We start from the raw sequence: 21,405 nt of genomic DNA, 5'->3' as shown, positions 1-21,405 counted from the left end.
GTCAGGCGTTCTTCAGGTTGTCGAGCCGGACGTTGTCGGCGGTCGCGGTGACGCGCAGGCCCTCCGGGGTGGGCCGGATGCCGGTGATGCGGGAGCCGATGGGCAGGTCGGCCACCGGGACCGTCCAGGTGAGCTGCCGCTGGACGAGGGCGAGCGGGATCTGCCCGGCGCCCGAGCCGACCGACACCGGCGTGATCGCGATGCCCTTGCCGGTGGGCTTGACCGAGACGACCGCCGTGCCGCTCAGCGGGAACCCCAGCACCGCTCCGCTCAGGTCGACCTGGAGGTCGTCGCCCTTCGGCCGGATGTCCTTGACCTCCTTGGGCGCGCGCTTCTCGATCACCTCGTAGGGGATCACCGCGGAGGCGCTGGCGGTACGGGCGACGATGCCGGCGGTGCTGCCGGAGATCACGTCGCCGAGCGGGGCGGTGAGCCCGCGCATCTCCACCGTGACGTCGCCGACCGTGACGCCCTTCTCGGTCCAGTCGCCGATGGCCACGTCGATCCGGTCGTACTCGCCGCCGAGCGCCTGGGTGAGGAACGGGAAGCCGTGGATCTTCACGTCGGGCTGCCGCTCCAGGTTGTACTGGGCGGCGACCTGGCGGCCGATCTCGTCCTCGGCGAACCGGACGCCGAGCCGGTCCGCGGCGATGACGACCCCGATCACGAGTATCAGCAAGAACACCAGGAACTTCCGCATGGCTTTCCTCCGGGCGACGCGTCGTCGGAACGGCGCGCGTGGCCGCGCGCGGACGGCCACACCTTAGTCCGGGCCCGCGGGGCTCCGGGTCAGCCCACGGAGTGACTTCGGGCGCCGGGCGTGCGATCGCCCGCAACGTGCGGGAAATCCGACAAATGTGAGATCAGCCACCGGCGAAGGGAGGGAGGACCTCAACGACGCCCCCTTCGGGAAGGGCGATGGCCTCGTGTGGCCGCGTCCCGACCGGGTCCCCGTCGACGAGGAAGGAACTGCGTTCCACAACGCGCCCGAAATCGGCGGTTCGCCCTTGCCGCCGGGCCGCCTGGGCCATCGCGTCGGCCAGGGTCACGGCGTCGTACGGCTCCTCGTGGACCCCCGCGGCGGCCTTCGCGGCGGCCCAGTACCTGATCGTTCCCTTGGCCATGATCCCAGCGTCTCATCCTCCCGGCGGCCCCGATCCGGCCCCCTGGCCCCATTGCCCCGGGAGGCCGCTCGGATATGCTCTGGGAAGAGGGATCCGGGCGATGGGGCCATGGAGTTCATCCGAGAGCCCAGCGTGCCACCAGCGAGCCTTCCGGCTTGGCCGGGCTCGAATGATGGACCGCCTGGGTCCTTACGTCTTTCTGGGCGAGGAGGCGGCACTTGAGCAGCTTGCTCCTGCTGACCAACGCTTTGGAACCTTCCGATGAGGTCCTGCCCGCGCTGGGCCTCCTACTGCACTCGGTGCGCGTCGCCCCGGCGGAGGCGTCCGCGCTGATCGACGCTCCACCCGCGGACGTCGTGCTCGTCGACGCCCGCCGCGAGCTGGTCCAGGCCAAGAGCCTGTGCCGCCTGCTGCGCACCACCGGCCTGGACTGCCCGCTGCTGGGCATCGTCACCGAGGGCGGGCTGGCCGCGCTGAGCCCCGAATGGGGCCTGGACGACGTGCTGCTCCAGACCGCCGGTCCCGCCGAGGTCGAGGCCCGGCTGCGGCTCGCCGTCGGCCGCGCCGCCGCGGTGGCCGAGGCCGACGAGGTGCCGGGAGAGATCCGCAGCGGTGAGCTCACCATCGACGAGGCCACCTACACGGCGCGGCTGCGGGGCCGGGTCCTGGACCTGACCTTCAAGGAGTTCGAGCTCCTGAAGTACCTCGCCCAGCACCCGGGCCGGGTCTTCACGCGCGCGCAGCTCCTCCAGGAGGTCTGGGGCTACGACTACTTCGGCGGCACCAGGACCGTGGACGTCCACGTCCGGCGCCTCCGGGCCAAGCTCGGCGCCGAGTACGAGTCGCTCATCGGCACGGTGCGCAACGTCGGCTACCGGTTCGTCCCGGACCACCGCCCGGGCGAGGCCGAAGAGGCCGCCCCGGTCGCCACCTGACACCGGCCACGGATCCCGCCGGCGCGTCCCGAGACCGGCCGGCGCCCCGGACCCCGTCGGCGCGCCCTGGAACCCGTCGGCACGCCCTGAGCCCGCCGCCGTGCCGCGCGCACGACCGGCGGCGGGACCCGCACGCCTCCCCGCGCTCAGCCGAAGCGGCCGGTGATGTAGTCCTCGGTCGCCTTCATCTCCGGGTTGGTGAAGATGGTGCTGGTGTCGTCGATCTCGATGAGCTTGCCCGGCCGGCCCGTCCCGGCGATGTTGAAGAACGCCGTCCGGTCGCTGACCCGGGCCGCCTGCTGCATGTTGTGCGTCACGATGACGATCGTGTAGGTGCTCTTCAACTTGGCGATCAGGTCCTCGATCGCCAGCGTGGAGATCGGGTCCAGCGCCGAGCACGGCTCGTCCATCAGCAGCACCTGCGGCTGGACGGCGATCGCCCGCGCGATGCACAGCCGCTGCTGCTGGCCGCCGGACAGGCCCGCGCCCGGCTTGCCGAGCCGGTCCTTGACCTCGTTCCACAGGTTGGCGCCCTTCAGCGACTCCTCGACGATCTCGTCGAGCCGCGCCTTCTTGCGCACCCCGTTCAGCTTCAGGCCCGCCGCCACGTTGTCGTAGATCGACATGGTGGGGAACGGGTTGGGCCGCTGGAAGACCATGCCCACGACCCGGCGCACCGCCACCGGGTCGACCGAGGGGCCGTAGAGGTCCTCGTCGTCCAGCATGACCTTGCCCTCGACCCGGGCGCCCGGGATCACCTCGTGCATCCGGTTGAGCGTGCGCAGGAACGTGGACTTGCCGCAGCCCGAAGGCCCGATGAACGCGGTCACCGAGCGCGGCTCGATCGTCATCGAGATGTCCTCGATGGCGTGGACGCCGCCGTAGTAGGCGTGCAGCCCGGATACTTCGATCCGCTTGGCCATGGGGTGAGTGCTCCTTGTCGGGTCGATCGCGGGGAGGTGCGCGAGGTCGGGGCCGGTCAGCGGTCGCCGGCCGGGCGGTAGAGCCGGGCGATCAGCCGGGCGCCCAGGTTCAGCAGCATGATGATCATGATCAGCACCAGGGCGCCGGTCCAGGCCCGGTCGATGGAGTTCTGGTTGGGGTCGGCGGCCTGCTCCCAGATGAACGTGGGCAGCGAGCCCTGCGGCCCCTCGAACGGGTTGGTGTTGATCGCCTTGGTGAAGAAGATGGTCAGCAGCAGCGGCGCGGTCTCCCCCATGACCCGGGCGACGGCCAGCATGACGCCGGTGACGATGCCGGTCAGCGCGGTGGGCAGCACCACGAACAGGACGGTCCGCCAGCGCGGCACGCCCAGCGCGTACGACGCCTCCCGCAGGTCGTTGGGGACCAGCTTGAGCATCTCCTCGGTGGCCCGCACCACCGTCGGGATCATCAGGATGGTCAGCGCCAGTGCCCCGGCGAAGCCGGAGAACGCGAACCCGAAGGTCAGCAGCCACAGCGCCAGGACGAACAGGCCGGCCACGATGGACGGGATCCCGGTCATGACGTCCACGAAGAAGCTGATCGTGCGGGCCAGCCGGCCGTCCCCGCCGTACTCCACCAGGTAGATGGCGGTCATCACGGCGATCGGCACGGCGATCAGGCTGGTGATCAGGACCTGTTCCAGGGTGCCGACGATCGCGTGGTAGGCGCCGCCCCCCGCGTCCCGGCCGCTCAGGCCGTTCATCGAGAACGAGAAGAAGTCGGCGTCCAGCCGGGCCACGCCGTTGCTGATCACCGTCCACAGCACCGACAGCAGCGGGATGACGGCCAGCGCGAACGCCCCGTACACCAGGACCTGGACCACGCGGTCCTTGACCTTGCGGCCGGTGGAGACCGAGGTCAGCGAGCTCTGGGCCCCCTTGGTGGGGCTGGACACGGCGCTCACACGAACTCCTTGCGGCGCGCGACGACGGCGCGCGCGGCCATGTTGACGACCAGGGTGATCACGAACAGGACGAGGCCGGAGGCGATGAGCGCGCCCTGCCCGGTACGGGTGGCCTCGGCGAAGCTGTTGGCGATGTTGGAGGCGAACGTGGTGCCGCCGTCCTCGAGGATGCGGAGGTTGATGCCGGGGACGAAGGTCAGCACCATCGCCACCGCGATCGTCTCGCCCATCGCCCGGCCCAGGCCGAGCATCGAGGCGCCGATCATGCCGGAGCGGCCGTAGGGCAGCACCGACATCCGGATCATCTCCCAGCGGGTGGCGCCCAGCGCCAGCGACGCCTCGATGTGCGCCCGCGGCACCTGGAGGAAGACCTCCCGGGAGATCGAGGAGATGATCGGCAGGATCATGATCGCCAGCACCACGGAGGCGGTGAAGATCGAGTTCTTGCCGGGGCTGTCGCCGCCGAACAGCGGGATCCAGCCGAGCGTGGAGTTGAGGAACGCGCTGATCCCCTCCATGTGCCGGGACAGGAAGATCAGGCCCCACAGCCCGTACACGATGCTGGGGACGGCGGCCAGCAGGTCCACCAGGTAGCCCAGCCCGGCCGCCAGCCTGCGCGGCGAGTAGAACGAGATGAACAGCGCGATCCCGATCGCCACCGGGGTCGCGATCAGCATCGCCAGCAGCGAGGAGATCACCGTCCCGTAGGCCAGCTGGGCGATCCCGAACCGCGGCGGTGTGGCGTTGGGGTTCCACGCCTCGGAGGTGAGGAAGTTCGCCTCGTTGGCGCGCAGCGGCGGGATGGCCTTCCAGATCAGGAACACCGCGATCGCCGCCATGATGGCGAGCACGACGATGCCCGAGCCGCGTGCGGCGGAGACGAAGATCTTGTCACCGGCGCGCCCGGTGCTCATGCGCCGTCCGGTGGCGCGATGTCTGGCTCCGGCGCCCGTCTCTACGCCGGTCTCGCTGGTCACGGGAGGGCCTCCTCGGGTGGCTTCGGCCGTGGAACCCACGGCGGCCCCGCCACCGAGGTCCTCGGTGGCGGGGCTGCCGTGGTCGGGATCGGGAGGGGTCAGGACAGGGCCTTCACGGAGGCCTGGACCTTGGTCAGCACGCTGGCGGGCAGCGGCGCGTAGCCCAGGTTGGTGAGGATCTTCTGACCGTCAGCGCTGGAGGTGTAGGTGAGGAAGGACTTGACGAACTGCGCCTGCTCGGTCGGCAGGCCCTTCTCGCAGGCGATCTCGTAGGTCACCAGGACGATCGGGTAGGCGCCCGTCTCCTTGGTGGCGTAGTCGATCTTCAGCGCGACGTCGTTGCCGGTGCCGACCACCTGGGCGCCCGCGACGGCCTTGGAGGCGCTGTCGGCGGTCAGCTCGGTGTACTCGCCGGCGCCGTTCTTGACCTTGGCGGTCTGCAGCTTGTTGGTCTCCGCGTACGACATCTCGACGTAGGAGATCGTGCCCGCGGTGTTCTTCACCTGGGCGGTGACGCCGTCGGACTTGTTGGCGCCCTGGCCGGCCGGGGCGGGCCACTTCTTGGCGGGCTCCCACTGCCACGCGTCCGGCGCGGTGGTCTTCAGGTACTTGGTGAAGTTGTCGGTCGTGCCGGACTCGTCGGCGCGGTAGACCGGCTTGATCGCGTCACCGGGAAGCTTGGCGCCCGAGTTCTCCTTGGCGATCGCGGGATCGTTCCAGTTCTTGATCTTGCCGGAGAAGATCCCCGCGAGGGTCTCCGGGGACAGCTGCAGCCCGTCCACGCCCTGCAGGTTGTAGATCACCGCGACCGGGCCGACCACCATCGGCAGGTTGAGCGCGTTCCCGCCCTGGCAGCGCTGCTTGGCGGCGGTCACCTCCTCGGGCTTCAAGGCCGAGTCGGAGCCGGCGAAGGCCACCTGTCCCTGGGTGAACGCCTGGATGCCCGCCCCCGAACCGCTCGGGTTGTAGTTCAGGTTGGCGCCCGCGCACTTCTGCGCGTAGACCTTGGTCCACTCCTCGATGGCGTTCTTCTGCGCGCTGGAGCCGGCGGCGTTCACCGTGGCCTTGGCGCAGTCGATGTCCCCGGCGGGGACGTTCGCGGTGCTCGCGCCGTTGTTGTTGTCGCTGCCGCAGGCGCTGAGCGCGAGCGCGCCCGCCACGACCACACCACCGAGGGCGGCAAGCCGAGAACCGTTCTTCACCGGTAGGTCTCCTCTTAGTTCGGTAAGCGGTGTCCCGACCGGGGGCTGGAGTAGTTTGTCCAGGTTGAGGGGTCACCGTCGCAAGTGACGCTAAGGAGACGAGGTGACCAGCCACCCTGATCCAGGTGAACGCGGGATGAACGTGACCTGCCGGAGCCGCGAAAAATGCCCTGACGGGCCGTGGACATCGGGTTAACGCGCAGGTCACCTACACCCAGAAAGCGGGGCATACCTGGGTGTTCAGGGCAGTGACCTGGCCCGCTCCGGGAGCCGGTGCCCGCCCCGGGAGCCGGTGCCCGCTCAGGACTCCGTGCCGTACATGACGTCCACCGCGTACCGGGTGAAGCCCAGCGACTCGTACAGCCGCACCGCGGAGACGTTCGACTCGTCCACGTACAGCATGATCCGCGGGACGCCGCGCTCGCGGAGATGGTGCAGGCCCGCCAGGGTCAGGGCGCGGCCCAGCCCGAGGCCCTGCGCGTCCGGGTCGACGCCGACGACGTAGACCTCGCCCGCGCCGTCCGGGTGGATCTTCGTCCAGTGGAAGCCGAGCAGCCGGCCGCCGCGCTCGGCCAGGAAGAAGCCCGCGGGGTCGAACCAGGACTCGCCCTCCCGCAGCCGGACGTCCTCGATCGTCCAGGAGCCCTGCTCGGGATGGTCGGCGAAGGCGCGGCGGTTGACCTCCAGCCATGCCTCCTCGTCCTGCCCCGGGACGAACGCGCGCAGGCGCACGCCTTCGGCGACGGCGGGCTCGGGGAGGGGGCCGGCGGCCGGGCGGTGCATCTGGAACAGGGCCCGGACCCGGCGCAGCCCCTCGGAACCGGCCAGCGCGGCGGCGGCGGGCAGGTCGCCGTGCGCCCACACGCGCAGGGGGCCGCCGGCCTCGTCCCTGAGGGCGCGCAGGAGGGCACGGCCATGGCCGCGGCGCCGGTGCCCGGGGTGGACGACCAGCTCGGCGGAGGCGCTCTCGCCATCGGCGGCGGGGTCCAGGTGGCCGTACGCCACGATCCCGCCGGCGTCGATCGTCAGGCCGTGCCCGCCGCCGCGCAGCCGCAGCAGCGCGTGCTCCGAGAGCGGCACCACCCCGTCGGCCGCGGTGGCGGCCTCCACCAGCGCGACGACTTCGGCGATCTCGGACTCGGCCAGCCGTGCCTCACTCATGATCGCAGCCTATGCTCCCGCCGCGGCCGTCCCGCACGGTCACCCCGCGGTCGCCCGCCCCTGACGGAACCGTCACAGAAACGTCATGGAGTCGCAGGGAAGCGTACGCGCAGCCCACTTACGTTTCCAGGATGACTCGACGACGCTTGACCATGGCGTGCGGCGTCGCGGTGGCCGCCGTCATGGCGGTGGCCGCGCAACCGGCCGCCGCTCGTCCCGCGCCCACCGCATCCGTCCGCCTCCTGTCCCTGAACGACTTCCACGGCAACCTGGAGCCGCCGTCCGGCAGCTCCGGCACCGCCGTCGACGAGACCGGCGCCCCCGTCCCGGCGGGCGGCGCCGCCTACGTGGCGACCCACCTCCAGCGCCTGCGCAACCGCGACACCCTCACCGTGGCGCAGGGCGACATGATCGGCGCCACCCCGCTGATCTCCGCCGCGTACCACGACGAGCCCTCGGTGGAGTTCCTCGGCAAGGTCGGCGTCACCGCCTCCGCCGTGGGCAACCACGAGTTCGACGAGGGCTACCGGGAGCTCCAGCGGATCCAGAACGGCGGCTGCCACCCCGTCGACGGGTGCTCCCCGGCGGGCGCGTGGAAGGGCGCCGCGTTCGACTACCTCGGCGCCAACGTGGTCAAGGAGGAGACCGGGCGGCACGTCGTCAAGCCCTGGACCGTCCGGCGGATCAACGGCGTCCAGGTCGGGTTCATCGGCGTCGTCACCAAGACCACCCCGACCATCGTCAGCGCCGACGGGATCAAGGGGCTGGAGTTCCAGGACGAGGTGGACGCGGCGAACCGCGCCGCCCGCGAGCTCAAGCGGCGCGGCGTACGGTCCATGGTCCTGCTCGTGCACGAGGGCGACCAGGTCCCGTCCGGGCAGCGGCCGGACGCCTGCGGCGTGGTCCCCGGAGCCGGGACGCGGATCGCCCGCGACGCCGACCCCGAGATCGACATGGTGCTGGCCGGGCACACCCACCAGCAGTACGTGTGCTCGGTGCCCGATCCGAAGGGGCGCCCGCGGCTGTACTCGTCCGGGTCGTCGTTCGGGCGGGTCATCACCCAGATCGACTTCAGGGTGGACCGCCGGTCGGGCGACGTCGTCCGCTCGTCCATGAAGGGCGACAACCACGTGGTCACGCGGGACGTGCCCGCGGACCCGGCGACCGACGCGTTCGTCAAGACCTGGAAGGACCGGGTCTCGGAGGTCGCGAACAAGCCGGTCGGCCGCATCACCGCCGACCTGACCCGGACGCCCACGGCGGCCGGCGAGACCGCCCTCGGCGACGTCATCGCCGACGCGCAGCTGGCCTCGATGAAGGAGCACGGGGCGCAGATCGCGGTGATGAACCCCGGCGGCGTCCGGGCCGACCTGGTCCACAAGGCGTCCGGCTCGGAGGGCGACGGCGTGGTGACCTACGGCGAGGCGTTCGCCGTCCAGCCGTTCAGCAACGTGATGGGCGTGGCCTCGCTGACCGGCGCCCGGCTCGACGCGCTGCTGGAGCAGCAGTGGACGGCCGCGGGCGAGAAGATCCTGCAGCCCTCGGCCACGCTCCGCTTCACCATCGACCGGTCCCGGCCGGTCGGCGACCGCGTCTCGAACATCACGGTCGACGGCGCGCCGGTCGACCCGGCCGCCACGTACAAGGTGGCCGCCAACAACTTCCTGCTCGGCGGGGGCGACGGGTTCTCGGTGTTCACCGATGACAAGAACCCGGTCCTCGGCCCGGTCGACCTGGACGCCTTCGTGGCCTACCTCGGCACCGCCTCCCCGGTGGCGCCGCCCGCGCTGGACCGCATCTCCGGCGGGTGACCGCCGGGTGGCCGGCCGGCGCGGTGCGCGCCGGCCGGCACTCCGGTCAGGCTCCGAACAGGTGGACCAGCCAGTAGACGATCGCGGCCACCCCGGCGGCCATCGGCATCGTCAGGACCCAGGCCATGACGATGTTGCCCGCCACGCCCCAGCGCACCGCGGACAGCCGCTTGGTGGCCCCCACGCCCATGATCGACGACGTGATGGTGTGGGTGGTGGAGATTGGAGCGTGCCACGCGTACGCGGCCACGTACAGGATCACCGAGGCCGTCGCTTCGGCGGCGAAGCCCTTGGGCGGGTCGAGTTCGATCACCCGGCGGCCCAGCGTCCGCATGATCCGCCACCCGCCCGCGTAGGTGCCCAGCGACAGCGCTCCCGCACAGGAGATGATCACCCACAGCGGCACCGTGTTACCGTCCGAATGCCCGGTGGTGACCAGCGCCAGCACGATGATGCCCATGGTCTTCTGGGCGTCCTGCAGGCCGTGGCCGAGCGCCATGGAGGCCGCCGACAGCGACTGCGCGATGCGGAACCGGCGGCCGATCCGGCTCGGGTGGGCCCGGCGGAACATCCACAGGATCGCCACCATCACCAGGTAGGCCAGGAAGAACCCGACGACCGGGGACACCACCATCGGGATGGCGACCTTGTCGACCACCTTCTCCCAGCTGACCGAGGACGCCGAGGCGAGCCCGGCGCCCACCACGCCGCCGATCAGCGCGTGCGAGGACGACGACGGCAGGCCGAAGTACCAGGTGATGAGGTTCCAGGTGATCGCCCCCAGCACGCCGGCCGCGACCACGGTGAGGCCGTGCAGCCCGGAGGGCGGGGTGATGACCTCGCTGACCGTCTTGGCGACCTCGACGCCCAGCAGGGCGCCGATCATGTTCATCACGGCGGCCATCAGCAGCGCCGCGCGCGGTGTCAGCGCCCGGGTGGACACCGAGGTGGCGATCGCGTTGGCCGCGTCGTGGAAGCCGTTGGTGTAGTCGAACACCAGCGCCACGACCACGACCAGGACCAGGACGGCCGTCTGCGCGTCCGACCGCAGCCCGGCCGCGCCGGCCAGCATGGTCAGCAGCACGCCGAGCAGCAGCACCGGCCAGAACTTGTTCGGCCCCCGCCTGGCCTGCTCGGCCAGTGTCGGCTCGGCGCCCGGCGGGCGATCACCCACCAGGGTCGCGGTGCCCGGCGTACCGCCCGAGCCTCCGCCCCCCGGCGGAGCGCCGGCCCCCGCGCCGGCGGCCCTGGCCTCACCGGACGCGGGACGGCCGTTCTCCGGTTTCGCGGGGGCCTTCCCGGACGTGCTCACCTCGCCGGAGGAGCTCATGATTCCTTGACCGCGATGGTCTCGACCGTGTTGGCCACGCTCTCGAAGGCGTCGGCGGCCTCCTCGAGACGGTCGATGACCTCCTTGAGCTTCATCACCGTCAGCGCGTCGTACTCGCCGCCGAACAGCTTGGCCAGCAGCTTGCGGTACGCCTGGTCGCCCTGGTTCTCCAGGCGGTTGATCTCGATCCAGTACTCGTTGAGCTCCTTCATGGAGCGCAGGCGGGGCATCGCCTCGGCGGTCAGCTCGGCGGCCCGCTCGAGCACCTCCACCATGTGCACGATGTCCTTGGGGAACTCCTCGATCTTGTAGAGGACGACGAGGTCGGCCGCTTCCTCCATCTCGTCCATCACGTCGTCGATCGCCGAGGCCAGCCGGTAGATGTCCTCCCGGTCGAACGGGGTGATGAACGTTTCGTTCAGCCGGCGCATGATCGCGTGGGTGCACTCGTCGCCCGCATGTTCGCAGGCGCGCATCTTCTCCGCGATCGCTTCCCGGTCGGCGCCGTCGCTGATGAGCTCCACGAGCAGCCTGGCGCCGGTGACCAGGTTGTTCGCCGAGTCGGCGAACATGTCGTAGAAGCTGTCCTCACGCGGCGTGAGACGCAAGCGCACGTCGTACTCCTGAAGTGCCGGAACGGTCCGCAGAGGATCGTAGGCGCAACCTGGCGTAAAAAGAACCTTTGCCCCAACTTCGGCTGCTGGCCGCCGTCCTCTCACGTACAAGGGTGCCCTAGGCCCCTCGATGCACACACACGGCACTGGCCGCTGTGCCCACGGGAAAGCCGTACGCTCTGCCGGAGCGAGGTGCGACCGATCGACGACGGAAAGTGACGATCCCCCATGAGTGAGATTCATTACAGCGTCCCGGCCATCAGCTGCGGGCACTGCGTGAACGCCATCAGCGCCGAGGTGGGCCGGGTGGCCGGGGTCGCCGAGGTGAACGTGGACGTCTCGGCCAAGCGGGTGACCGTGCGAGGCAACGCGCTGGACGACGCGGCCCTGCGCGCGGCCATCGACGAGGCCGGCTACGACATCGCGAGCTGATCCGGCCGGGCCGGCACGGCGCCCGCTCGGCGCCGGGGGGGCCGGACCTGCGCCGGACCGGCTCGCAGGTGGCCGGCAAGCTCGCCGGTAGGGCCTGCAAAGCCCGGAGAAGCCCTGGAGAGGCCATGAAGGGGCTCCCGAAGGGCCGGAGGTCGGCCCGCGGGCGCCGGGGGCCGACGAGGTCACTGAAGACCGCCGGAGGTGCCGGCGGCCGTGACGAGGGAGGAACGCCGGACGGGAACCGCCGAACGGAACCGGCGGGATCCTGCGGGAACCGCCGAACGGAACCAGCGCGAGCCGGTGAAGAGGAGCCCGGGCGAGCCGGTGAAGAGGAGCCGGGGCGCCGTCAGGGGCGTCCCCGGCTCGCCGCGGAACTACTGGTCCTGTGGCGTCAGCTCGCGCCGACCGGCCTCGCCGGAACCGATCCCGAGCACCACGTCGATCTCCGCGAGCGTCAGCGGCCGCTCGGCCGCCGCCACCGCACTGAGCATCTCGGCGTAGAGTTCGATCTCGTCCAGCGCGACGCGGTCATGGACGCGCAGGTCGAAAGTCTGCTGGCGCACCGCGTCCACCTCCGTTCGTTCCCCGCATCCGCTCCCGAGGTTACGCGCCCGTAGCGCGCCGGCACATGACCCAAGAGGGCCATTCGCGGGCCACTCCGATTGCTGGTCTTCCCGGTCACCGGCGCCGGATCCGGACTATCCACAGGTGGTCACCCCCGCTGGCGGAAATCCCCCATCATCTCCTCCAGGGGCGACTCGGGCAGGTCGCGTGCGGTGAGCCGGGCCACGGTGGCCGCGTTGACGTCGGCACCGGCCAGCCGGGCGGCCTGCCGGGCCACCGTCTGCTCGAACAGCGTCCGCACCGTCCGGGCGAAGGCGAACCGCGGATCGTCGCGCAGCCGGGCGAACCGCGCCAGCAGCTCCACCCGCAGCTCCTCGTCCAGCATGTAGAGGTCGCGCTCGGCGTAGCCCTGGAAGAGCCGGACGAGGTCGCGGTCGCCCATCCCCTCGAACTCCAGGATCCGGCCGAACTCGCCGCGGAACCTCGGGTTGCCGGCCAGGAAGCCCTCCATCTCGGCGGCGGGGCTGGAGCAGACCACCATGAGCCTGCCCCCGCGCCGGCGCATGCGACCGAGCAGCTCGTCCACCACGTCGGGCGTACGGTCCAGGCGGTAGGCCTCCTGGATCAGCAGCACGCCGCCCAGCGCCTGCTCCACCATGCTCGCGACCCGGCCCTCGGTGTCGAGCCGGTCGCGGCCGGCCAGGTGCACCGGGCGGCAGGCCACCACATGCCCGGAGTCGAGCAGGCCGAGCGCCGCGTAGACACCGCCCAGCAGCCCGGCCACGGTGGTCTTCCCGGTCCCGGAGGGCCCCACGAAGATCAGGTGCCGGGACGCCGAGCCGCCCACGCCGTGCCGGGCGCGGTCGGCCTCCAGCGCCGCCTCCTCGGCCAGTTCCCGTACCGCGGCCTTGACGTCGTGCAGCCCGGTGAGCTGGTCGAGCTGGCGCAGGTAGCCGTCGATGTCGCCGGGCGGGCGCAGCGCGGGCTCGATGCCCTCGGCGACGCCGGACAGGTCGTCGGGGGTGAGCACCAGGCGGTCGCGGGAGGCGCCGCCCGCCCGCTCGAGATGCCGCTGGCACGCCTGGTCGAGGTAGGTCTCCACGAGCCGCGCGTGGACCAGGTCGCCTGGCCCGCGCAGCCGGTCCAGGTCGCCCCGGGCCACCTCCAGCGCGGACGAGCCGATCGTGACCCGCCGCTCGTCGGCCAGCAGGTGCAGCAGCGTCATCCGCTGGTCGAGATCGCTGAAATCGGGCAGCCGGTGGACCAGGAACACCTCGACCAGCTTCGGGTGGTCCCGCAGCAGCCTCTTGTAGGCGCGGGGCTCGCAGGTGGCGATCAGCGGCGCCACGGCCGCCGGCGAGCGGCGCGCCCGCCGGACCGCGGCGGCGGCGGCCACCGGGTCGCCCGCGCCGGTCACGGCGACGTCGAGCCGCTCGAAGAGGATGGCGGGGCCGTCGCGCAGCAGCAGCGAGGGCAGCCCCCCGGCGGGGTCGTCGCGCACGTCGTCGGCGTCGTGCGCGCGGATGGCGCCGTCGCCCAGCCCCGCGTCGGCCAGGGTCAGGGCGATCAGCCTGGCCAGGCGGCGCTGGCCGCTGTGCGGCTTTCCGACGATCAACACGTTCGGGACGCCGGAGGTGGGGCCGCGCGCGTCGTCGACGCGGGTCATGCCGCCGTCGAGCCGGGCCGGGCCGCCGTCCACCCGGGTCTCGTCCAGGGCCGGGCCGCCTCCCGCCTTCCACCGTTCGACCTGCACGCGGAGGGCGTCCAGCAGCTCCCCCGCGTCCTGGGGCCCGGAGACGAACCTGATGCCGAAGCGTTCGAGGGACCGCCGTTCGGCGGTGTCCTCGGGCGGCGGGATCTGGTGCACGGGGGTCTCGGGCGACGGGGTGTCGTCCAGGAAGTCGAAGTCGCCCACCATGGTCTCGGACATGATCCGCGTGCCCGGGCCCACCGCGCCGCCGGAGGACGGCGGGGGCGGAGGGGGAGGCGGAGGCGGCGCTGGGGCATTCTGATCCGCCGGGCCCCCGCCGAGGTCCTCCGCGCCCAGCACGCGCGTGCGGGGACGTTCCTGGGGCGGTGCCTGCGGTGCGGGCGGGGCAGGGGGCACCGCCGAGCCGGGCAGGCCGGGCGAGCCGGACGCCGCGGGTAGCCCCCGCGGACCGGGCCCCGGGGCCGCGCCGCCGTCCAGCCGCGTCGACTGGAAATCGCCGGGCGGCTGCGCCTGCGGCGGCTGCCTGTGCACGGCGGGCTGCTGCCCCGGCGGCGGCGTGGGGGGTTGCCCTGGGGGCTGATGGAGCGGTGCCGGAGGGGCCTGGGGAAGCCCGGACGGCTGGTAGCCCAGCTGGGTGTAGGGCGGAACGTGGTCCTCTTCCGCCGCCTCCTCCTCGTGCGGGTCGTAGGGCTGCTCTGGGACGGGAGGCATGCCGCCGGGGACCCCCGGGACACCCGGGACCCCCGGGACCCCCGGGACACCCGGGCCTGGTGCGCTCGGTGCGCCCGGTATGGCGAAGGCCGCGGCGGGCGCCGGTTGCCCGGCGTCCGGTGAGGGAGCCTGCGGACCGGGGAACGGCCCTGGAGGGGACGCCTGCGGGCCGGGGGGCTGGGCGGGGGGTTGGCTGGGGGGCTGGGCCAGTGCGCCGGGCCGCTGGAACCCCAGCTCGGTGTACGGCGGCGCGGCGCTGTCCGCCTGTTCGCCGTCCGCCGGGGAGAACCCGCCCATCTCGGGGTCGGGCGAGGCGAACGGCGCGGGCTGCCCGCCCGGCTGCGCCGGGGGCTGGACGAAGGGCTGGTCCGCCTGGACGGGAGGCTGCGAAGGCGGCCGGGCTCCCGCCGGGAACCCCGGCTGCGAACGGGCCCCGTACGGAGGCGGCGGCGTCGGCTGCCCATGACCCACGGGGGAAGGCGTGATCGTGGGCGCCCCCGCCGTGGCGCGGACCCGGCCGCCCCCGATGAGACCGGCCATGACCGCGTTCGGGACGGGGAAGCCGCGGGGACGCGCGGGCATGCCCCCGGCCAGCTTGCACCAGGCCAGGTCCAGCTCGTACATCGTGGCCAGCAGCGTCTCGGCGCCCTCTCCCGAGACCGATCCCAGCGGCCCGGGCAGGCGCAGGTCGTCGGGCCAGACCCGGCGCAGGGGGTGGCCGTTCTGGTCGAGGACCGCCTGGACGGTGTAGCGGATCTCAGGGTCCAGCCACGGGACGACGTTGGCGGCCACGTCCTTGCGGACGACGGCGAGGTCGGCGGCGAGCAGGGCCGCCGCCACCAGCCGCGGCTCCACGTAGGAGGGGTCGATCGGGTCACCGGCGTGCCGCGCGACCTCCTCGGAGAGGGCGTAGAAGGCGTGCCGGAAGTTGTCGCCGGGGGAGCTCTCGTTCCGCAGCGCCGGGACCAGCTGGGGCGGGCAACGGGTGAGCCACTGCTGCACGATGGCCCGGTCGCCGTACGGAAGGGCGCCGTAATCCACGGTCGGGTTGCTGAGGGTGGGGCTGAGCATGGCCAGCAGCGCGTCGGCACGGACCTGGAAACGGTGGTCCTCACGAAGCGCGCTCGCCACGGCCCACATGGTCCGGAGGACGACCACGGCCGCGTCGACGCGGCCGGCGCGCAGACGTTCGGCGTAGAGCGCGACCAGTGTCTCCAGCGGTGGCGGAGTGAGCCAGCGCGGCCCGTCCACATCGGGCAGGGGCTTGGCGCGGTACTGCTTCCAGTGGTCGAGCATCTGCCCGTCCAGCCGCGCGTCGAAGACCGGCGCGCTCCCGCACCAGAGCATCACGCCCCAGGAGGCGGCGACCGTGGACGGCGTCCGCGGGGTGAACTGGCCCGACCACTGCGGGTACTCCTGGACGGGCAGCGCCGCCGCCGAGTCCACGGTCGCGCGGACGCGCAGGCTCAGGTCGGCGTCGAACCCGCGTCCGACGAAGGGCCGCGGAGGCGGCGGGTCATAGGAGAAGTCGGGCCCCGCGGGGACGACGTGGGGCGGCAGCGGAGGCACCCGCCCGCCGCCCTGGCTCGCCGAACGGGCCGCCATGCGGACGCCGGGGGTGCGCGGTGGCGGGCACAGGTACCACTGTCCGTCGGAGGGGTGCAGCCGGTACCAGCGGGCCCACGCCCCGAACGCCCACCACGTGCCGTCGGGCAGGACGAGCAGCCGTCCCCCGACCGCGTGCTGGCGTTGCTGCGGCGGCGCGGAGGGCCACCATCCGGCGGCCACCATCGCCCGCGTGTCGCGCTCTGCCGCCGAGAACGGATCCTCCCCGCCCGAGGGCATGGGCGGTGGAGCACTGCCATAGCCCGGTCCCCACACCACATGGTCATCGTAGTCAGACCAGGGCGCACCGGACTCCCCGCAGAGACGGACGGATCACATCACCGCAGGTCAGAGCAGGGCATTCACCGCCAGGGGCATGCCCGTGGCGACCGGGCGGGAGAGCGCGACCCGAAGGCGGCGCGCCCGGCTCGGGGACCGGTCAGGCCCAGGAGGCGGTGCGGTGACGCCGCGCCTTCTCCATGTAGGTGGTCGGCGTGTAGTCGAGCACGAGCCGGTCGTCGTCGTTCAGCTCGCGGACGATCTTGCCCGGGACGCCGGCGACGAGGACCCCCGAGGGGATCTTCTTGCCCGGCCCCACCAGGGCGCCCGCGGCGACCAGGGTCCCGGCGCCGATGCGGGCGCCGTTCAGGACGATGGCGCCGATCCCGATCAGGGAGCCGGTCTCCACGTGCGCCCCGTGCACCATCGCCTTGTGCCCCAGGCTGACCCGGTCCTCCAGCACCGCGGGCGTGCCCGGATCGGCGTGCAGGCAGCTCAGGTCCTGGATGTTGCACTCGTCACCGACGACGATCTCCTCGTCGTCGCCGCGGAGCACCGAGCCGTACCAGACGCTGGCCGCGCGGCCCAGCGTCACCTTGCCGACGACCACGGCGCCGGGGGCCACCCACGCCTCCGGGTGGATCCGCGGCCCGTCCTCGCCCAACGTCCCGACGTAGCTCATGGCGCCGATGGTAGGACCCCGCCGCCCGCCCGGGCACGCGGCGGGTCGCCCGTCCCGTGGAACAGGCGCGGAGGAGACGGTGTCCCGCCTGCGGCGGGGCCCCGGGGTCGCGGGGTCCCGGTCCCGGCGGCGGGCGACGGGCTCATGGAAAAGGACGCCGGGAACGGCGCGGTAGGTTGCCCGTCACACGGCGAGGCACGTGAGATTTCCCAAAATGTGGTGACTTGACGCAGTGCCGGTGATGAAGAAACTGCAGCGAGAAGAGGCATTCCGCTTGCGCGAAAGGGGTGGACCGGACAAGAGTCGACCCTGACGTTTCAGATGATGTGGAGCCCGACGTGACACGTTGGCCAGGATCGCCGGTCCGTGCCGTCTCCGACCATGACGGGGTGATCACCCCCCGCCAACGACCCCCCAAGGCACCATGAGCAACGAAGCAGAAATCCTGCCCAACCTCCTCCGCGAGGAGACCTTCGAGATCGTCATGCGCGGCTACAACCGCCGCCAGGTCGACGAGTACATCGCCCGCAGCCAGAACCAGATCCGCGAGCTGGAGACCCGGCTGGCCCGCGCCCTCGACGACGTCGAGCGCACCCGCCGCGAGATGGCCGAGGTCCGCGAGGCCCGCAAGCCCACCGGCGACGATCTGAGCGACCGGCTCCGGCAGATCATCAACCTGGCCGAGGACGAGGCCAAGGAGAAGGTGGCCGAGGCCGAGTCCAAGGGCGCGCAGATCCGCAAGGACGCCGAGCAGGAGTCCAAGCGGATCATCGAGGACGCCCGCGCGCACGCCGACAAGGACCTCGCCCAGGCCGAGCAGAAGGCCGAGCAGGTGCTCGCCGCGGCCAAGAAGGAGTCCGACAGCGTCCTGACCGCGGCCACGCAGGAGGCCGAGCAGACGGTGACCAGCGCCCGGCTGGAGGCCGAGCGCACCCTCACCTCCGCCGAGCGCCGGTCCAGCGTGATCAACGAGGGCGCCACCCAGCGGCTCACCCAGCTCACCAAGAACCACACCCAGGCGCTGCAGCGGCTCACCGAGATCAGCGAGACGCTGCACCGGCTGCTCACGGCCGAGAACGAGGCCGGGCCGCTGGAGAGGATGGTCGAGGACGCGGTCAGGCAGCACACCGGCCCGCCCGCGCCGCGCAAGCAGGCTCCGCCCGCCCCGGTCCCGGCGGCCAAGCAGGCCGCCCCCGCCCCCGCCCCGGCCAAGCCGGCCGCGCCGGCTCCGGCCAAGCACCACGGCGCTCCGCCTCAGGCTCAGGCCCCCGCGTCCGCCCCGGCACCGGCCCCGGCTCCGTCTCCTTCTCCGGCGGCGCCCTCCGGTCCGCCCAAGCCGCCCGTCGCGTCCGCTCCGTCCGCTCCGTCCGCCCCGGCGGGTCCGTCGGCTCCCAAGCACGCCGCCCCGGCACCGGGTCCGGCGTCCGCTCCGACACCGGGCGCGGGCCACGCCCCGGCGCCCGCACCCGCCCCGGCCCCCGCTCCGGCGCCCGCGCCCGGTGCCCCGGCGGGTCAGGCGCCCGCCCAGCCCCACTCGGCGATCAAGAAGCCGGAGTCCGAGGCCACCCTGGTCGACAGGCCCGGGCCGCAGCCGCCGTCCCAGGCCAAGGGCCCGGCGGTGGGCGGCGACCCGGAGAGGCCGTCCGACGGCCCGCTCCCGCCCTCCGGCCGGGGGCACGGCGACACTGACTGAACCGTCTGGACGGTGGGGTACGGGGATTGGTCGGCGTGTGCGCGGTGCCCGGCGGTCGGCCGGGCACCGCGTGTGCTCTCCGGCATCCTCGATATGATCGTGATATGAGCGAGGCGGTTCGAGGACGGGGCACCGTACGGCCGATCAGGATGCTGGGCGATCCGGTCCTCCGCACCGAATGCGATCCGGTGCGCACCTTCGACGCCTCTCTGGAACGGCTCGTCGACGACATGTTCGCCTCGATGTACGAGGCCACCGGCGCCGGTCTCGCCGCCAACCAGATCGGCGTCCCGCTCCAGCTCTTCGTCTACGACTGCAAGGACGACAAGGGCCGCCGCCACGTGGGCCATGTGGCCAATCCGCGGCTGGTCGCCGCCGACGGCGCGATGCTCGACGACCAGGAGGGCTGCCTCTCCCTCCCCGGCCTCGGCTTCAACACCCTGCGCCATGCCCGCGCCGTGGTGGAGGGGGTCGACATCAAGGGCGAGCCCGTGCGCGTCGAGGGCACCGGCTACTTCGCCCGCTGCCTCCAGCACGAATGCGGCCACCTGCGCGGGGAGGTCTACATCGACGTCCTCACCGGTGAGGCACGCCGCGAGGCCATGCGGGCCCTCCGCGCCGCCCGGCGCTGATCCCCCGGGTCCGCCGGTTCCCCTGGTTCCCCTGGTTCGTCCGGCGGGCGTCCGCCGTGCGCCCGTCCCGCGCGGGCGGCCCGTCTCAGTCCCAGCGGGCGGAACGCTGCCGCTTGACGTCGGAGCGGCGGCGCTTGTTCTCCAGGCGGCGCTCGTTGATGCCGCGCGGCACCTTCTTGGGGATGCGCTTCTTGGGCGGCGGGGCGGTCGCCTCCGCGAGGAGGGCGACCAGCCGCGCCCGGGCCGCGTCGCGGTTGCGCAGCTGGGAGCGGTACTCCTCGGCGCGGATCGTGAGCACGCCGCCGCTGAGCCGGCCCGCCAGGCGTTCCAGCGCCCGCTGCTTGAACGGTTCGGGCAGGGACGGCGAGTTCGCGACGTCGAACGACAGCTCCGCCGCCGTCGCGCTGGTGTTGACGTGCTGGCCGCCCGGCCCGGAGGAACGAGAGAAACGCCAGCTCAGCTCGGACTCGGGGATCGAGACCGAGCCGCGGACGCGCAGGTTGCCGGGCATGGCCCGATTATCCCCGCCATCGGCGGATCATGTCGCGCCCTTTTCCGCGGCGTTCTGCCCGCACGCACGCAGCCCGCACACGCTCTCCCCGCGCCCACTCCGCCCTACGTGCCAGGGCGTGACTCGAAGTGGCCTCAGCCAGCGCGCGAGCGCGTTGGCTGCCCGGTGGGGCGATGCCGGAGGCGAGCCGCGCCGGGCAGATCGCGAAGCGATGTCGCGCTCGCACAGGCCCGGTGAGGTGCGAGCCGCCAGGCGAGCGCCGTGGGCCGGGACTTTGAGACACAGCCCAGGGCCGTGTGATCCCCACCCCCTAGGGATCACACGGCCCTCGCTCCCCCTCGGCCGCGGCGCGCGCTCCCCGCGCGTGCCGCGGCCCGATTCACCGGCGCGGTCCCCCGCTCCCCCCCCAGAGCCCTCGGGCCGCCGATGAGACCGTCCGGCCGGGCAGGCGGTGATCACCGCGCGCCGGCCGCGATGATCGACTCGGCCGCCTTCCTCGCGTCGTTGATCGGGATCGCGAAGCCGACCCCGATGTTGCCGGAGCCGCCGCCGGAGGTGGCGATCGCCGTGTTGATCCCGATGACCTGGCCGGCCGCGTTCACCAGCGCGCCCCCGGAGTTGCCGGGATTGATCGCGGCGTCGGTCTGGATCGCGTTCCCGATGACCGTGCTCTGCCGCTGGGAGACCTGGTCGCGGAGGTACGGCGGCAGGCGGGAGTCGCCACCGTCGCCGCCGCCCTCCTGGATCTCCCGTCCCAGGGCGCTGACGATGCCCGAGGTCACCGACCCGTCGAGGCCGAGCGGGCTGCCCACCGCCAGGACCGTGTCGCCGACCGCCAGCGCGTCGCTGTCGCCCAGCGCGGCGGGCTTGAGCCCGGAGACGCCGGACGCCTTGATCACGGCGACGTCGCCGCCGGTGTCGCTGCCGAGCACGGTGGCCTGGGCGGTACGGCCGTCACTGAACCTCACCGAGACCCGCGACGCGTTCTCCACGACGTGGGCGTTGGTGAGGATGACGCCGTCCGAGCGCAGGACCACGCCGGAGCCGCCACCGGAGCCGGCGCCCGACTGGGTCCGTATCGACACCACGCTCGGCTGCACCGCCGCCGCCACCTGGGCGACCGTGCCCCCGCCGGCGACCCGGGACACCGCGGTCGGGCTCCCGATCACGGTCCGCGGGCCGGCGAGCTCCATCGCCGCCACCGCACCGGCGCCACCGGCCCCCAGCGCGAGGGCCACGGCGGCCCCGGCCGCGGCGATCCTGCGGCGCGCCGTCCACCAGGGCCGCGTCCCCGGCGGCATGTACTGCGGGACCGGCCCGGGCATGTACGGGTTGCCGATGCCGGTGCTCGCCTCCGGAGCGACCTTCCGGTCCTGGTGTCCCTGGTCGCCCCGGTGGTCTCGCGGACCGGCCCATCCCTGCTCGGCGTTCATGGCATCCCCCTGCCTTTCTCCACCCTCAGCATGTCCATCAGGGCTGCAATCGGCCTGGAAGCAACCTGAAAGTCACCTGAACGCCGGAAAGGCCGTGGCCGGGGGGCTCG

The 21,405-nt window shown here is 72.7% G+C and carries 19 protein-coding genes; 5 read left to right on the top strand and 14 right to left on the bottom strand.

The annotated features are described in order from the left end of the window. Window position 1: 1 nt before the first annotated feature. On the bottom strand, window positions 2–700 hold the full coding sequence (locus tag IW256_RS36760; protein WP_197015330.1) for an LmeA family phospholipid-binding protein: 699 nt from the start codon (window positions 698–700) through the stop codon (window positions 2–4). A gap of 163 nt (window positions 701–863) precedes the next feature. Continuing rightward, window positions 864–1,124 (bottom strand): MoaD/ThiS family protein, encoded by a 261-nt coding sequence (locus tag IW256_RS36755; protein WP_197015329.1) that lies wholly within the window; start codon window positions 1,122–1,124, stop codon window positions 864–866. Window positions 1,125–1,342: 218 nt separating this feature from the next. On the opposite strand from IW256_RS36755, the gene IW256_RS36750 reads away from it, so the two are divergent. Next, window positions 1,343–2,059 (top strand): winged helix-turn-helix transcriptional regulator, encoded by a 717-nt coding sequence (locus tag IW256_RS36750; RefSeq protein WP_197015328.1) that lies wholly within the window; start codon window positions 1,343–1,345, stop codon window positions 2,057–2,059. Between the two features lie 146 nt (window positions 2,060–2,205). Here IW256_RS36750 and pstB read toward each other — a convergent pair whose 3' ends face one another. The 5 genes from pstB to mshD all read right to left on the bottom strand — a co-directional run bounded on the left by pstB (window position 2,206) and on the right by mshD (window position 7,287). After that, a complete protein-coding gene (pstB, locus tag IW256_RS36745; RefSeq protein WP_197015327.1) occupies window positions 2,206–2,982 on the bottom strand; it encodes a phosphate ABC transporter ATP-binding protein PstB in 777 nt (258 codons plus the stop codon). A gap of 56 nt (window positions 2,983–3,038) precedes the next feature. Continuing rightward, a complete protein-coding gene (gene pstA, locus IW256_RS36740; RefSeq protein WP_420535434.1) occupies window positions 3,039–3,947 on the bottom strand; it encodes a phosphate ABC transporter permease PstA in 909 nt (302 codons plus the stop codon). Further along, the gene (gene pstC / locus IW256_RS36735) at window positions 3,944–4,924 is read right to left on the bottom strand and encodes a phosphate ABC transporter permease subunit PstC (protein WP_307829313.1); all 981 of its coding nucleotides are present in this window, start codon (window positions 4,922–4,924) and stop codon (window positions 3,944–3,946) included. Before pstC ends, pstA begins: the two co-directional genes overlap by 4 nt. 98 nt (window positions 4,925–5,022) lie before the next feature. After that, the gene (gene pstS, locus IW256_RS36730; RefSeq protein WP_197015326.1) at window positions 5,023–6,126 is read right to left on the bottom strand and encodes a phosphate ABC transporter substrate-binding protein PstS; all 1,104 of its coding nucleotides are present in this window, start codon (window positions 6,124–6,126) and stop codon (window positions 5,023–5,025) included. Window positions 6,127–6,426: 300 nt separating this feature from the next. Then, the gene (mshD, locus tag IW256_RS36725) at window positions 6,427–7,287 is read right to left on the bottom strand and encodes a mycothiol synthase (protein WP_197015325.1); all 861 of its coding nucleotides are present in this window, start codon (window positions 7,285–7,287) and stop codon (window positions 6,427–6,429) included. Between the two features lie 131 nt (window positions 7,288–7,418). On the opposite strand from mshD, the gene IW256_RS36720 reads away from it, so the two are divergent. Continuing rightward, on the top strand, window positions 7,419–9,098 hold the full coding sequence (locus tag IW256_RS36720) for a bifunctional metallophosphatase/5'-nucleotidase (protein ID WP_197015324.1): 1,680 nt from the start codon (window positions 7,419–7,421) through the stop codon (window positions 9,096–9,098). Between the two features lie 46 nt (window positions 9,099–9,144). Here the strand turns inward: IW256_RS36720 and IW256_RS36715 are convergent, their stop codons facing one another. Both IW256_RS36715 and IW256_RS36710 read right to left on the bottom strand, forming a co-directional pair. Then, entirely contained in the window at window positions 9,145–10,170 is a 1,026-nt protein-coding gene (locus tag IW256_RS36715) for an inorganic phosphate transporter (RefSeq protein ID WP_197016757.1), read from the bottom strand. Between the two features lie 254 nt (window positions 10,171–10,424). Beyond that, entirely contained in the window at window positions 10,425–11,042 is a 618-nt protein-coding gene (locus IW256_RS36710) for a DUF47 domain-containing protein (RefSeq protein ID WP_197015323.1), read from the bottom strand. Window positions 11,043–11,270: 228 nt separating this feature from the next. On the opposite strand from IW256_RS36710, the gene IW256_RS36705 reads away from it, so the two are divergent. Then, complete coding sequence (locus IW256_RS36705; RefSeq protein ID WP_197015322.1) at window positions 11,271–11,474, top strand: heavy-metal-associated domain-containing protein; 204 nt, start codon at window positions 11,271–11,273, stop codon at window positions 11,472–11,474. A 374-nt stretch (window positions 11,475–11,848) separates the two neighbouring features. Here IW256_RS36705 and IW256_RS36700 read toward each other — a convergent pair whose 3' ends face one another. From IW256_RS36700 to IW256_RS36690, 3 genes are all read right to left on the bottom strand, one after another. Further along, window positions 11,849–12,037: a hypothetical protein gene (locus IW256_RS36700; RefSeq protein WP_197015321.1), complete on the bottom strand. Its 189-nt coding sequence runs from the start codon at window positions 12,035–12,037 to the stop codon at window positions 11,849–11,851. A 149-nt stretch (window positions 12,038–12,186) separates the two neighbouring features. Then, on the bottom strand, window positions 12,187–16,344 hold the full coding sequence (locus IW256_RS42985) for a P-loop NTPase family protein (RefSeq protein ID WP_197015320.1): 4,158 nt from the start codon (window positions 16,342–16,344) through the stop codon (window positions 12,187–12,189). A 160-nt stretch (window positions 16,345–16,504) separates the two neighbouring features. Beyond that, a complete protein-coding gene (locus IW256_RS36690) occupies window positions 16,505–17,026 on the bottom strand; it encodes a gamma carbonic anhydrase family protein (RefSeq protein WP_197015319.1) in 522 nt (173 codons plus the stop codon). Window positions 17,027–17,450: 424 nt separating this feature from the next. Here IW256_RS36690 and IW256_RS36685 point away from each other — a divergent pair, with 424 nt between their 5' ends. Further along, window positions 17,451–18,719, top strand: a complete 1,269-nt coding sequence (locus IW256_RS36685; RefSeq protein ID WP_197015318.1) for a DivIVA domain-containing protein — start codon at window positions 17,451–17,453, stop codon at window positions 18,717–18,719. Between the two features lie 104 nt (window positions 18,720–18,823). Continuing rightward, entirely contained in the window at window positions 18,824–19,351 is a 528-nt protein-coding gene (def, locus tag IW256_RS36680) for a peptide deformylase (protein ID WP_197015317.1), read from the top strand. Window positions 19,352–19,436: 85 nt separating this feature from the next. Here the strand turns inward: def and arfB are convergent, their stop codons facing one another. Beyond that, a complete protein-coding gene (gene arfB, locus IW256_RS36675; protein WP_197015316.1) occupies window positions 19,437–19,862 on the bottom strand; it encodes an alternative ribosome rescue aminoacyl-tRNA hydrolase ArfB in 426 nt (141 codons plus the stop codon). A gap of 455 nt (window positions 19,863–20,317) precedes the next feature. Continuing rightward, window positions 20,318–21,295, bottom strand: coding sequence for a S1C family serine protease (locus IW256_RS36670; protein WP_197015315.1), 978 nt, complete (start codon window positions 21,293–21,295; stop codon window positions 20,318–20,320). Window positions 21,296–21,405: the final 110 nt, after the last annotated feature.

Origin of the sequence: Actinomadura viridis (assembly GCF_015751755.1) — a bacterium.
GTDB classification, from domain to species: Bacteria; Actinomycetota; Actinomycetes; order Streptosporangiales; family Streptosporangiaceae; genus Spirillospora; species Spirillospora viridis.
The sequence above is the reverse complement of the archived record's forward strand: the minus strand, read 5'-3'. Positions and strand labels throughout refer to the sequence as shown.